This window comes from Brevibacterium sp. CFH 10365 (genome assembly GCF_009299785.1).
GTDB classification, from domain to species: domain Bacteria; phylum Actinomycetota; class Actinomycetes; order Actinomycetales; family Brevibacteriaceae; genus Brevibacterium; species Brevibacterium limosum.
The window spans coordinates 413,444-427,060 of sequence record NZ_VIGO01000003.1 but is presented as its reverse complement, the minus strand read 5'-3'; the positions used below and the strand labels follow the sequence as shown (position 1 = coordinate 427,060).

At 65.7% G+C, this 13,617-nt stretch carries 10 protein-coding genes; 6 read left to right on the top strand and 4 right to left on the bottom strand.

From position 1 onward, the window contains the following. Positions 1–33 precede the first annotated feature (33 nt). Positions 34–1,530 carry a cardiolipin synthase gene (gene cls / locus FHG09_RS08005; RefSeq protein WP_152347111.1) on the top strand — a complete coding sequence of 499 codons (1,497 nt, stop codon included), beginning with the start codon at positions 34–36 and terminating at the stop codon, positions 1,528–1,530. A gap of 39 nt (positions 1,531–1,569) precedes the next feature. Here cls and FHG09_RS08000 read toward each other — a convergent pair whose 3' ends face one another. Continuing rightward, positions 1,570–1,965, bottom strand: a complete 396-nt coding sequence (locus tag FHG09_RS08000; RefSeq protein ID WP_152347110.1) for a YtxH domain-containing protein — start codon at positions 1,963–1,965, stop codon at positions 1,570–1,572. A gap of 152 nt (positions 1,966–2,117) precedes the next feature. Further along, positions 2,118–3,161 (bottom strand): agmatine/peptidylarginine deiminase, encoded by a 1,044-nt coding sequence (locus FHG09_RS07995; RefSeq protein WP_152347109.1) that lies wholly within the window; start codon positions 3,159–3,161, stop codon positions 2,118–2,120. A 247-nt stretch (positions 3,162–3,408) separates the two neighbouring features. Between FHG09_RS07995 and FHG09_RS07990 the strand changes: the two genes are divergently transcribed. From FHG09_RS07990 to FHG09_RS07980, 3 genes are all read left to right on the top strand, one after another. Beyond that, a complete protein-coding gene (locus tag FHG09_RS07990; protein WP_227492628.1) occupies positions 3,409–4,641 on the top strand; it encodes a CaiB/BaiF CoA transferase family protein in 1,233 nt (410 codons plus the stop codon). A 144-nt stretch (positions 4,642–4,785) separates the two neighbouring features. Then, positions 4,786–5,574, top strand: coding sequence for a DUF5819 family protein (locus FHG09_RS07985; RefSeq protein ID WP_152347108.1), 789 nt, complete (start codon positions 4,786–4,788; stop codon positions 5,572–5,574). Continuing rightward, positions 5,564–6,949, top strand: coding sequence for an HTTM domain-containing protein (locus tag FHG09_RS07980; protein ID WP_227492627.1), 1,386 nt, complete (start codon positions 5,564–5,566; stop codon positions 6,947–6,949). The genes FHG09_RS07985 and FHG09_RS07980 overlap by 11 nt, the downstream gene beginning before the upstream one ends. Positions 6,950–7,356: 407 nt before the next feature. On the opposite strand, the gene clpB is transcribed toward FHG09_RS07980, so the two are convergent. Together clpB and FHG09_RS07970 are read right to left on the bottom strand one after the other, a co-directional pair. After that, positions 7,357–9,963 (bottom strand): ATP-dependent chaperone ClpB, encoded by a 2,607-nt coding sequence (gene clpB, locus FHG09_RS07975; protein WP_152347107.1) that lies wholly within the window; start codon positions 9,961–9,963, stop codon positions 7,357–7,359. 211 nt (positions 9,964–10,174) lie between these two features. Next, complete coding sequence (locus FHG09_RS07970) at positions 10,175–11,752, bottom strand: Na+/H+ antiporter (RefSeq protein ID WP_152347106.1); 1,578 nt, start codon at positions 11,750–11,752, stop codon at positions 10,175–10,177. 108 nt (positions 11,753–11,860) lie between these two features. Between FHG09_RS07970 and FHG09_RS07965 the strand changes: the two genes are divergently transcribed. Further along, positions 11,861–12,640: an enoyl-CoA hydratase gene (locus FHG09_RS07965; RefSeq protein ID WP_152347105.1), complete on the top strand. Its 780-nt coding sequence runs from the start codon at positions 11,861–11,863 to the stop codon at positions 12,638–12,640. A gap of 33 nt (positions 12,641–12,673) precedes the next feature. After that, a complete protein-coding gene (locus FHG09_RS07960; protein WP_152347104.1) occupies positions 12,674–13,606 on the top strand; it encodes an NAD-dependent epimerase/dehydratase family protein in 933 nt (310 codons plus the stop codon). Positions 13,607–13,617: the final 11 nt, after the last annotated feature.

The following is a 13,617-nucleotide window of genomic DNA, read 5'->3' as shown; positions in this document are numbered from 1 at the left end:
TGACGAGCAAGGGCGGGACTGAACGGGCAAGTTATGAGCAGCTTCGGGATCTATCCGTTCATCGACATCGATTCGGCATGGCCGAATTGGGTGATCATCACCCTCCTGCTGATCGACCTCATCATCCGCATCGTCGCGCTCGGCTGGATTCCGCACAACCGCAAGCCGTCGGTCGCACTCGGGTGGCTGCTCGCGATCTTCCTCATCCCCTATGTGGGCATCGCGGCGTTCCTGCTGCTCGGTTCGGCGAAGCTCCCGAAGCGGCGGAGGGACAAACAGTCGCAGATCAACGACCTCATCCGTGATCAGATCCGGAATCGGCCGATCATCGGGCAGAAGGACCATATGCCCGAACCGCTGAGCACCGCCGCACAGCTCAACTTCGACCTCGGCGCCCTGCCGATGACCCACGGCAACGACTTCGAGCTCCACGTCGACAACCACGCCTGCATGGACGCGATGGCCGACGCCGTCGACGAGGCGAAGCGGTTCGTGCACTTCGAGTTCTACATCGTCGCCATCGATGACACGACGAGGCGGCTGCTCGGTTCGCTCCTGGCCGCGCACGAGCGCGGGGTGAGCGTGCGCATCCTCATCGACCATGTCGGGTCACTCGGCTATCCGGGGTATTCGGAACTCGTCAAGAGGCTCGACTCCTCGGGCGTGAGCTGGCGTCGGGCGCTGCCGATCCGGCCGTGGCGGGGCGAGTATCAGCGTCCGGATCTGCGCAATCACCGCAAGATCCTCGTCGTCGACGGTGACGTCGCGTTCACCGGTTCCCAGAACATCATCGACCGTTCCTACAACAAGGCGCGCAATCGGCGGAAGGGCTTCCAGTGGAAGGACCTCTCGCTCGAATGTCGTGGACCGGTCGTCGAAGAGCTCGATGCGGTGTTCATCACCGACTGGTATTCGGAGACCGACGAAATCGTCGACGAACCCGACAGCTTCGAACTCGATGCCCCCGAATCCGGCGGGATCCAAGCCCAGGTCGTGCCCTCGGGGCCGGGGTTCGAAGACGAGAACAATCTGCGGCTGTTCAACCACCTCATCTACAACGCGAACCGCAGCATCGTCGTGTGCTCACCGTACTTCGTGCCCGACGAGTCGCTGCTGCACGCGCTGACGACCGAAGCGCGCTCGGGTGTCGATGTGCGCCTCTACGTCGGGGAGACGAGCGACCATTCGCTGACTCACAAAGCACAGCAGTCCTACTACGATGACCTCGTGCGGGCCGGCGTTCGGATCTTCATGTACCACGCGCCCACGGTGCTGCATTCGAAGTTCCTCATCATCGACGACGACGTCTCGATCATCGGTTCCTCGAACATGGACGAACGGTCGTTTGCCATGAACCTCGAAGTCACGATGTTCATCGTCAACGAGGAGTTCGCCCAGCGCATGTACGACCTCGAAGCCGAACACTACGCCCCGAACTCCGTCGAACTCGACGCCGAGGAATGGGCGAGCCGGCCGCTGCTGAAGAAGTATCTGGAGAACGTCGCCCGACTGACGAGCTCGCTGCTGTAGACCCCGACCAGGTCGCTGCGTCAGTCTGACAGTCGACGTTCAGTCGTCGTCGGCGACTCCGGCGGGTCCCTCATCGTCGAGGTGACGTTCGGGATCGGCGATCGAGTCGCGGGCCTTCGGCGACGACGCGTGCTTGTCAGCACCGCCCGCTGCCTTCGCAGCAGCCGAATCCTCGTCGCCGTCGAATTCGGAGACGGGAGCGTTCGTGGCAGCTGCGGCATTGACCTTGTCGGCCGCGGTCTGGACGGCATCGGCGACAGCAGGCGACTTCTCGCGGATCGACTGGTTGGCCTTCTCGACGGTGTCCTGGACGCGCGGGTCGGTCCACAGATCCTGAGCCTGAGCCTTCAGCCGCTCGTAGCTCTGACGCCCGGTGCGTGATCCCAGAATGAATCCGACTCCGAGACCGGCTAGGAGAATCAATCTCTTCTTCATGGTCTTGCTCCTCTTCGCAACTAGACGTCACCGTATTCGGCTCTGCTGTGCGACACAGGTCCGGGCAACGATGTGGCAGCGCACGGGCACTGTGCCCTCGGCATCCAGCTTATACCGAGTCGGGCCCGTAGGGGTATGGATTCGCGCAGTCCTCAGCGGGGCTCGCCGACGCTCGGCTGCTGCTGGGTGATGCAGTGGATTCCACCGCCGCGAGCATAGAGTGTGCGCGCATCGACGCCGACGACCTTCCGGCCCGGATAGACGCGCTCGAGCACGGCGACCGCCTCGGCGTCCATCGGATCGTCGAAGGTGCACGCGATGACCCCGCCGTTGGTGACGAGATGATTGACATACGAGTAGTCGACCCACCCCTCCTCGTCGCGCAGCACCTCGGGGGCGGGGATCGGCACCACCTCGAAAGGAGTGCCGTCGGCAGTGGTCTCAGCCGCGAACTGGTCCTTGAGCGCGCGACTGAATTCGAAGTCCGGGTGTTCGGGATTGCGCTGATCGTGGACGATGACGACCCCGGGGCTGGGCATCGTGGCGACGATGTCGACGTGTCCCCGAGTGCCGAAGGTCTGATTGTCCCGGTGCAGTCCGCGGTCGAGCCAGATGACCTTCTTCGCCCCGATTGTCCGCGCGAATTCCGCCTCGACCTCGGCCTCGGTCAGCCCCGGATTGCGGCCCGGGTCGAGCTGGACGCTGCGGGTGGCGAGCACCGTGCCCTCGCCGTCGACGTGGAATCCGCCGCCTTCGTTGCGCAGGTCCGAGGACACCACGGGAATTCCGGCGAGATCCGCGACGAACTGCCCGATGTGCTCATCGTGGTCCCACCTCGCCCACTCCTGCGCACCCCATCCGTTGAACACCCAGTCCACCGCGTGCAGCGCCCCCGCCTCGTCGACGACGAAGCTCGGCCCGATATCGCGCATCCACGCATCATCGAGTTCGGCATTGACCACGGTGATCTCATGGTTGATCCCCTCGCCGAGGTGGGCCCGAGCATGCTCGGTCTGTGCACTGGTCACCACGACCGTGACAGGGGTGAATTCGCTTGTGGCGCGGGCAACGGCGGCCCAGGTGGCGCGTGCTGCCTCGGCCTCGGTCTCCGTGTCGCCGAGGGCGTAGCCCGACGACGGGAACGCCATCCAGACTCGGTCCTGGGCGGCGGTCTCCGCCGGCATGTGCAACGTCATCGTTCGTCCCTTCGCTTGGCCGGTCACTGAGCCCGAGTGTAGCCAGAATGTCGCCGCGGTGATCGACGGATTTCGCAGCTGCCTCGCCGCATCTGCGCTCCGTCCGGCGTGGGGAGTCCACGTAGTCATCTGGGACAGTGGGCGGTCGCGGGAGTCCGTATAGTCTGGCAGGGAGTCAGAGAGTTGGCCGGGACACCGGAGCCCGGATACGGAGCCAGCGTTCGAACGTGTGCGAAGGAGGCAGGAAGTGGAAGACCAGGATCTGCAGGAGATGTTCGGCAGGCGGGGGACAGGGCCTCTGGCCGGAACCATCGTGGCCGACTTCTCCCGAGTCCTCGCCGGTCCCTACGCGACGATGATGCTGGCGGATCTCGGTGCCACGGTCATCAAGGTGGAGGGGAAGACCGGGGACGACACACGTCACTGGGCGCCGCCTCGGCGAGGGGACGATGCGACGTACTTCCTCACGGCGAACCGGAACAAGCACTCCGTCGTCCTCGATTTCAAGGACTCCGACGACCTCGCCTTCGCCCAGCAGCTGGCCGCGCGTGCCGACGTGCTCGTGGAGAACTTCAAGGCCGGGGGACTGGCGAAGTACGGTCTCGACTATGAGACGGTCAGCGCGGTCAATCCCGGAATCGTCTACGCCTCGGTGACCGGTTTCGGTCGGGGCAACCCGCAGCCGGGCTACGATCTGCTCATCCAGGGCCTGTCCGGATTCATGTCGGTGACCGGCTCCGAGGATTCGGGCCCGGTCAAGGCCGGTGTGGCCGTCGTCGACGTGATCACGGGACTGCACACGGCGGTGGGCATCCTCGGTGCGCTCACCCACCGCAAGGACACCGGAGTCGGGCAGCTCGTCGAGACGAACCTGCTGTCCTCGGCCCTGTCCGGGCTGGCGAACCAGACCTCGGCCTATGTGGCCGGCGGGATCGTGCCGCAGGCGATGGGCAACAAGCACCCGAGCCTCTACCCGTACCAGCCGATGCCCACCGCCGAGGGCCAGATCATCATCGCGTGCGGCAACGACAAGCAGTTCGCCCGGCTCGCCGAGGTGCTCGGCCATCCCGAATGGGCTCTTGATACGAGGTTCGCGAACTTCGCCGATCGCAATGTCCACCGGGATGAGCTCGAACCCGAACTCATCGCCGCACTGAGCGAGAAGACGAACCAGGAATGGTTCGACATCCTCACCGAGGCGGGCCTGCCCTGTGCCCCGATCAACTCGATCGCCCAAGGCGTGGACCTGGCTTCGTCGCTGGGACTCGAGCCCGTCGCCGAGGCGGGGGCGGGCGACCGTGTCATCCCCACCGTCCGCAACCCGATCCGACTGTCCGAGACCCCGCCCAGCTATGAATTGGCTCCGCCGACCCTCGGCGATTCCACCGAAGCGGTCAAGGCCTGGCTGCGGGCGGTGGAGCAGACCGCGTCCGTGCGCAGCGTATCGGCGAGTCATCGTCCGTCCTGTGACCGCGAATGATTCTGCCGTTACCCGGGCGGTCAGCGCCACAGCTGAAGTACCCTAGTCACTGTGCGTTGTCACCGAGGGATCTGCTAAGCGGCCGACGAGTCGCGGGACCCGTGGTGACAGCAGTCGTATTCCCAAGAGAATTCCGGAACCGAGATGGACAATGAGCCGACCGAGGTCACACCTCGGCGACGATCGGCGGTGAAACGGACCCTGATGGTCATCGCAATGGCGATCACGGGATTCCATATCTTCGCCAGCTTCCTGTGGATCGCCCCTGCTTCGACGATGCGGGAGGTGATTCCCGGCGACCTGCTCTCCAAATACATGATCCCGCTGTGGGGGCAGTCGTGGAGCGTGTTCGCCCCCGAGCCGATCAACGGCGACTACTACTTCGACGTGCGTGCGGTGATCAAGACCGACAGCGGCGAGGAGATCACCCAATGGGTGCGGGCCACCGATGTCGAACTCGACCACTCCACCTACAAGCTGTTCCCACCGCGATCGGCGGGACTGGGCATCGGCGTGGCCTCGGACATCAAGGGCTCCTGGGAGGATCTGCCCGACGATCAGAAGGCCATCGTCAAACTCGACTACTTCAAGGGAGACGATTCCGTCGACCGTCTGGAGACGAAGCTGGAGGAGTACGACGACCCGGAGAACGCGATTCCGGCATATCTGGAGAGCGAACACCTGGCCACGGCGTATGCGACGCAGGTGGCGAAGGCTATCTGGGGCGACGATGTCCAGCGCGTCCAGTACCAAGCCGCCCGTCAGAACGTCGTGCCCTTCGCCGAACGCAACGACAAGAGCGCGAAACGTCCGAACATCCAGCCCGTCCCCGTGGGATGGCGCGCACTCGTGGTGGAGGACCACCAGTCCCAGGAGGAGTTCACGAAGTACTTCTGCGCCTCCGATGAAGTGAGGTGCGTCGGTGAACAGTGACGACACGACCCGCCAGGACGGGGACGATCGCGAGGTCACGGACCAGCGGTCCGGCACGACCGCCTCGGCGAAGGACCGGGCGAAGGACTCCGCTGGCCGCGAGAACGACGGGGCCGCCTCGGCGAAGGATTCCGCTCCCGAATTCGGGCTCGTCCCGGTGACGACCCTGGTGCGGACGAAGCTCGCACAGGGATGGAACTGGCTCGAGGAGATGCTCACCGGTCGGTACCACGCGACCTACGGGCTGGCGGTGACGCGGATCCTCATCGGCTTCACAGGGCTCGGCCTCATCCTCACGAACTTCAGCGCTCGCCACTACGCCTTCGGTGTGGGGTCGGCCTGGAACGGGGAGATCGCCGAACCCAAGAGCGACTTCCCGAACATCTGGCTCTTCTCCCTCTTCCACCAGGCGGTGACGACCCCGCCGCTGTTCACGGCGATGATGATCGGACTGGCGCTGCTGGCGATCGTCATCATCCTCGGCTGGCGCACGCGGATCGTCCTGCCGGTCTACCTCGTGCTGTGGGTGAGCTTCATCGAGCTCAACGACGGTGCCGGCGACCAGGGCGACAACGCGTACCGGATGTTCATGATCGCGATGCTCTTCGCCGATACGACGCGCAGATGGTCCCTCGACGCCCGACGTCGGGCTCGGAATCCGGAGTTCCCGGACAACGACGGCGGGCAGTGGCGCTGGGCGCTCATCATGGCCAACAACCTCGCGATCGTCGTGCTCGCCTTCCAGGTGTGCGCGATCTACATGTCCGGCGGACTGTACAAGGCCGGCGGCTCGGCCTGGCAGCACGGCTTCGCCGTCTACAACCCGCTGCACACTCAGCAGTTCGGCACCTGGCCGGTGCTGTCCGACCTGATGACGGCGTGGGGGCCGATGGTCGTGGCGATCTCGTGGGGATCGATCCTCTTCCAGTGCGCCTTCCCGTTCATGCTCTTCAACCGCTACACCCGCATCATCGCGCTGCTGGGCATCCTGTCATTCCACTTGGGCATCGCGCTGCTCATGGGTCTGCCGTGGTTCTCGCTGACCATGATCGCCGTCGACGCGATCTTCATCCGCGACCGGTCGTTCGCGAAGCTCAGCGCCTACCTGCGGCACTGGTGGACGTCGTCGGTGCCGCGGGCCGCCGGCGGGACCGCGAGGGGTGTCGGCGCTGGTGGTGCGGCGCGAGGTGCTTCCGCTGGCGGTGCCGGGGCAAAGACTGGTTCGAGGTCTGTCGGCGGCGGGTCCAAGCGCGACGCTGCGAAGTCCGGCTCGAACGCCGGTGCGAAGTCCGGTTCGAAGGCTGATGCGAAGCCCGGTGCGAAGTCCGGTTCGAAGTCAGGTTCGAAGGCCACCGCCGGCTCCCGCAAGAAGTAGCCCGCGCACAACTGTCTGAGGCGCATCACATTTCGGGCAGACCGGAACGTGACAACGTCTTCGTGCGCCGACAGATGCCGAATGGGACACGTTTCTCTGAAATGCTCACCGAAGGACGTGAGCGAATCAGAAGAACGTGTCCCATTCGGCTCTGGGCCACTTGAGTGGACTGCCGCCGAAGGTGCCCGTGGGCCGTAAGGACTGCCGCCGCACCCGGCGGAACAGCCCAGTCTGAGGTGAACAGCACGGGTTCAAACATGAGCTATCCACCTCAAGCTGGGCTGAATCCGCGAGGCGTGCCCGCGAGTCGTGCACTCGCCGCCCCGTGCCCGCGCGGAGCCGCAGCGCACGCTTCACAACGCGCGCTCGCCGCTCCGCGCCCCGGGAGGCTTACTGCCCCGGGAGCGTTACCGCTTCGGGCGCAGCTCCAGGCCGGTGGCCTCGGGGTCCTCGGGCAGGTCGACGACCACGGTGTCCCCGTCGACGATGTCGCCGGCCAGCAGGGCGCGGGCCAGCTTGTCGCCGATCTCGCGCTGGACCAGCCTGCGCAGCGGTCGGGCGCCGAACGCAGGGTCGTAGCCTTCGAGGGCCAACCAGTCCTCGGCACCCTGAGTGACCTCGAGTGAGACCCGCCGATCCGAGAGCCTGCGCGACATGTGCGCGATCTGCAGGTCGACGATCGACGCGAGCTCGGTCTGGCTCAGCGCGTCGAAGAGCACGATGTCATCGAGACGGTTGAGGAATTCGGGTTTGAACGTCGAATGCACGACATCGAGCACCTTGGACCTCTGCTCCTCGGTCGAGAGGCTGTTGTCCACGAGGAACTGCGAACCGAGGTTCGAAGTCAGGATCAGGATGGTGTTCCTGAAGTCGACCGTGCGCCCCTGACCATCGGTGAGCCGACCGTCGTCGAGTACCTGCAGCAGGATGTCGAACACGGACGGGTGCGCCTTCTCCACTTCGTCGAGCAGAACCACGGAGTACGGGCGACGGCGGACCGCCTCGGTGAGTTGGCCGCCCTCGTCGTATCCGACGTAGCCGGGAGGAGCACCGACGAGGCGGGACACGGTGTGCTTCTCACCGTACTCGCTCATGTCGATCCTGATCAGGGCCTTCTCGTCGTCGAAGAGGAAGTCCGCAAGCGACTTCGCGAGCTCCGTCTTGCCGACACCCGTGGGGCCGAGGAACAGGAACGAACCGGTCGGACGATCCGGATCGGCGACACCGGCACGCGACCGGCGGATGGCGTCGGAGACCGCGGCGACGGCGTTCTTCTGCCCGATGAGTCGCTGACCGAGGATGTTCTCCGCCCCGAGCAGCTTCTCGACCTCACCCTGGACGAGGCGTCCGGCGGGGATGCCCGTCCACGAGGAGACCACCTCAGCGATGTCGTTGCTCGAGACCTTGTCCGAGACCATCTGATCCGAATTCGGTCCCGCTTCGGCCTGGGCTTCGGCGGCCTCGGCCTCGGCGATCTCCTTCTGCACGGCCGGGATCTCGCCGTAGAGCAGACGGGACGCGGTCTCGAGGTCTGTATCGCGCTGGGCCTTGTCCGCGGCCGAACGCAGCTCGTCGAGCTTCGTCTTCAGCTCACCGACCCGGTTGAGGCCGGCACGCTGGGACTCCCATGTCGCCTCGAGGCCGCGCAGCTCCTCCTCCTTGTCGGCGAGATCGGCTCGCAGGGCGCTCAGACGTTCGATCGACGCGGAGTCGGTCTCCTTCGCCAGGGCCATGTCCTCCATCTTCAGGCGGTCCACGGCACGGCGGAGCTCATCGATCTCGACCGGGGCCGAGTCGATCTCCATCCGCAGACGAGAAGCCGCCTCGTCGACGAGGTCGATGGCCTTGTCCGGCAGCTGCCGGCCGGTGATGTACCGGTTCGACATCGTGGCCGCCGCGACCAGGGCGCCGTCGTTGATGGTGACCTTGTGGTGGGCTTCGTAGCGTTCCCTGAGCCCGCGCAGGATCGCGATCGTGTCCTCGACGCTGGGCTCACCGACGAACACCTGCTGGAACCGGCGCTCCAGGGCAGGATCCTTCTCGATGTTCTCGCGGTACTCGTCCAGGGTCGTGGCACCGATCATGCGCAGCTCACCGCGGGCGAGCATGGGCTTGAGCATATTGCCCGCGTCCATCGAGGAGTCCCCGCCGGAGCCGGCGCCGACGATCGTGTGGAGCTCGTCGATGAAGGTGATGATCCGGCCGTCGGCGTTCTTGATCTCCTCGAGCACGGCCTTGAGCCGCTCCTCGAATTCGCCGCGGTACTTCGCACCGGCGACCATCGCGGAGAGGTCGAGGTTGATGAGGGTCTTGTCGCGCAGTGATTCGGGCACGTCTCCGGCCACGATCCGCTGGGCCAGGCCCTCGACGACGGAGGTCTTGCCGACGCCGGGCTCACCGATGAGGACGGGGTTGTTCTTCGTCCTGCGGGAGAGTACCTGCACGACGCGGCGCACCTCCTTGTCGCGGCCGATCACCGGGTCGAGCTTGCCCTCACGGGCGACGGCGGTGAGGTCGATGCCGTACTTCTCCAGCGACTGCATCGTCTCCTCGGGGTTCTCCGAGGTGACCTTCTTCCCGGCACGCAGTTCGGGCAGCGCCGCGAGCAGCGCGTCCCGGTTCGCCCCGTTCGAGCGCAGCGCCTCACCGGTGCCGTCCTTGCCGGCCGCGGCGGCCAGCAGCAGGTGCTCGGTCGAGACGAACTGATCGCCGAGGGCGGTCATCTCCTCCTGAGCGAGGTTCATCATCTCCAGCCCGGCCCGGGACAGTCCCGGCTGGCTGACGGTCGAACCGCTGACGGTCGGGAATCCGCCGATCACGGATTCGATGGACCGCAGCACGGTCTGCGGATCGGCGCCGACCTTCGTCAGCAGGGTCGCGGCCAGCGAATCGGGCTGGCCGAGCAGAGCGGCGACGAGGTGGGCCGGTTCGATCTGGTTGTTCTTCCGGGCGACGACGTCGTTGACCGCAGTCTGCAGCGCCTCCCGGGATTTCGTTGTCATCTGTGCGTCCATGCGCATCTCCTTCATGAAAATCTGTGCTGATCTCAGCTCTCGAAAGGATCAACACCGACAAAGTTGAGTCTATTCCGCTCAACCTTGGATTTCGAGGAAGAGTATCGCCGAGGCGGCCCACCCAGAACCGTGTCATCGTCCGGCCGACCCGGCCCGCCCGGAACCGCGCCCGGCCGACCCGGGCCTGTGGTGCCGGAGCCGCGCTCCACCCTTACCGGGCGATGACCGACTGGAGGTCGAAGCGGTGGAGCACCCGGTCGGCGATCTCGGGGTCGGTGCCGCGCTCACGACGAGCCTTGAGCACCTCGGCGCGGGCGGACTGCATGGCCTTCTTCTGCACCTGCAGCATCTGCTCGCGGTGCTCCTTGAACGCCATCACCTGCTCCGAGCTCGCCTGCTCGTCGGTGGTGCCGCTGAGCTGGTCGTGGAGGACTTTGAATCGAGCCCGCAGCGGTTCGATGACGTCGTCGGGCAGGCTGTCATCGTTCTTGATCTCGCGCATCGCCGCTTTGTAGGCGCGCAGAGCGATGTCCCTCGTCGCCTGGTGCTCCTTCTCCGCTTCGTCGTCGATGCCGAGGACGCCGACGATTGTCGGAAAGCTCAGACCGGCCAGCACAAGAGTGACCAGCAGGACCACTGCGGCCGCGACGACGATATAGGACCGGCCGGGGAACGGGGCTCCGGAGCTCGTGGTGGCCGGGATCGACAGCGCCAGGGCGACGGTGGCCAGGCCGCGCATCCCGCCCCAGGTCATCAGGGTCGCATCGCGGATGCTCAGAGGTGCCGCATCGGGATCCTCCTCGCGTCTCTTGCGTTCGATGACAGTGCCCAGCAGCAGCCAGACGAAACGCACGGCGACGACGACTATGGCGATGAGCCCGCCGACGAGCAGCGCCCGCCCGAGGTCGGCATGTTCGGATTCGACGATGAGGCGCAGATCGAGTCCGATGAGCCCGAAGGCGATTCCGGTGATGAGCATCTCGAGGACCTGCCACGTCGAATTCTGCGTCACCCGCTCCGCCGAGTTGCCCTCGACATCGCGGCGACGGACTTCGAGGGCGGCGACGACGACGGCGATGACTCCGCTGGCGTGGAAGTGCTCGGCCACGAGGTATACGCCGAAGGGCAGAACGAGCATGAGCGAGGACCGAGCGATCGTATGGTCGATCTTCTCCATCACCCACCATGCGGCGAAGGACAGGACCAGGCCGACGATGATCGCCACGACGGCGGAGACGATGAATGACAAGGCCAGATCTGCGTAGTCCACCTCGGTGCCGGCGAGGACCGCGGCCATCGCGGTCTGGAAGATGACGAGGGAGGCGGCATCGTTGAACAGACCCTCGCTCTGCAGGGTCGACATGATGCGGCGCGGGATCGACACGGTGCTGGCCACGGCCTCGACGGCGACCGGGTCGGGCGGGGCGAGCATGGCACCGAGCGCAATGGCAGCGGCGATCGTGATTCCGGGGATGAGGAAGACCGCGGACCCGGCGACGGCGGCCACGGTCACCCCGACCAGGGCCACGGACATGCCGAGGATCGTGCGCCACCGGATCGCGAACAGTGCCCACGACGTCTTCTGCGCGGCGGCGAAGAGCAGGGGCGGCAGGAAGAGGGGGAGGACGAGCTCGGGGTCGATGGCCACCTCGGCGAAGGTGGGAATGAACGCGCCGGCGACGCCGATGAGGACCATGAGCGCCGGCCACGGAAGCTTGAGCCTCTGCCCCAATCCGACCACCACCGAGGTGGCGGCACCGAATCCGATGATCATCAGCAGCGTGGTCATGGCAGTCCCTCCGAACCGCTCCCACCGGGGCGGATGTGTCCGGAGGCGGGCGGAAAATAGTGGCGCAGATTCCGCGCCGGGCCCGGCGACCTTTGGCAGAATGAGGCTATGTCGGAATCAATTGTATTCGCGTCGCTCGACGACGGAGTCGCGTCCGTGACGATCGATCGGCCCTCCACCCGCAACGCGCTGTCGCTCGAGGTGATGGAATCCCTCATCGACACCCTCGCCGAGGTGGCCGACCGCACCGATGTGCGCGCAGTCATCCTCATCACCGCCGGCCACGTGTTCAGTTCCGGTCATGACCTCACCGAGATCCGCGGGGCGGATCATGAGGCACAGCAGGCCACCTTCGATGCCTGTGCACGGCTGATGCAGCTCATCCAGCGCATTCCGCAGCCGGTCATCGCACAGGTGCAGGGCGTGGCCACGGCGGCCGGCTGCCAGCTGGTGGCGACCTGCGATCTGGCCGTCGCCGCCGAGTCTGCACGGTTCGCGACTCCCGGGGTGAAGATCGGTCTGTTCTGCTCGACTCCGATGGTGGCGCTGTCGCGTGCGGTGCCGGCGAAGCAGGCGATGCGGATGCTGCTGACCGGCGATTTCGTGACCGCTGCGGATGCGCTGAAGTACGGTCTCGTCTCCGATGTCGTCGCCGACGCCGAGCTGGAGTCCGCCACCTTGGAATTGGCTCTCAAGGTCGCGTCCGCCTCGTCGGCTACAGTTGCCCTAGGAAAGGCCGCGTTCTACGAACAGCGAGAACTGCCTGTGGCCGACGCCTACGCGCGGATGTCTCAGGTGATGGCGGACAACGCCGTCGCGGCCGATGCGCAGGAGGGGATCGACGCCTTCCTGACGAAGAGGGAACCGCAGTGGCAGCACCGCCGCTGAGGCGGTGGGTGTGACGATGAGAAGGGGACCGTCGTGGCGGTGATAGTGACCGGAGCCAGCGGCTTCATCGGCGGTGCCATTGCACGGGCGCTCGCCGAACGGGATGAGACGGTCTATGCCCTGTGCCGGAGAGACCCGGAGATTCCCGGGGTGAACTTCCAGCACTGGGACATCACGGAATCCGCACCTTCGTCGGTGACCTCGTTGGCCAAGAACGCGACAGCGGTCTTCCACTGTGCCGGGATCTCGACGGTCAGCGCCGATGACGACACTCTCTACGACGTGAAGGTCACGGGCACTCGCAATGTCCTCGATGCCTTCCCGCAGGCGCGCGCCGTCCACCTGTCGTCGACGACGGTGTATTCGGAGACCGGACCCCATGTCGAGCTGTGGGAGGAGGCCGGGCCGAAGGATCCCAGCGAATTCTCCGACGCGTACTCTCGCACTCATGCGCTCGCCGAACAGCTCGTGACCAGGATCCGCCCCGATGCTGCGATCCTGCGGCCCGCGGCGGTCTATGGCCCGGGGGAGACGATGCTCATGCCGTTGCTCGCGCGACTGTCGAAGAAGGGTGTGCTGCGGCTGCCCGGCGGCGGTCGGCAGAAGCTCACCCTGACCCATGTCGACAACGTGGTGCGGGCCGCGCTCGCCTGCCTCGACGTGCCGTCGGCGGCGGGACCATTCAATATCGGGGACCCGATTCCCTATCGCCTCAAGGACGCCGTGGTCACTCACTTTGCGCGGATGGGCTATGACCAGGTCGTCATCGAGGGTGTGGCGAAGGACAAGGCGCTGGTGTCGGCGAAGCTCGGCCTCAAGATCAAGAGCATGTTCAAACGCGGGGACCAGACGAAGTTCTTTCTCGTCAAGTACCTGCAGTCTGACCGGACCTACAACCTGTCTCGACAGCAGCGGGTGCTCGGCATCTCGACCACCCAGCATCTCATCCCGTCGCGCCTGCAGTGAGTCGGCGGCGG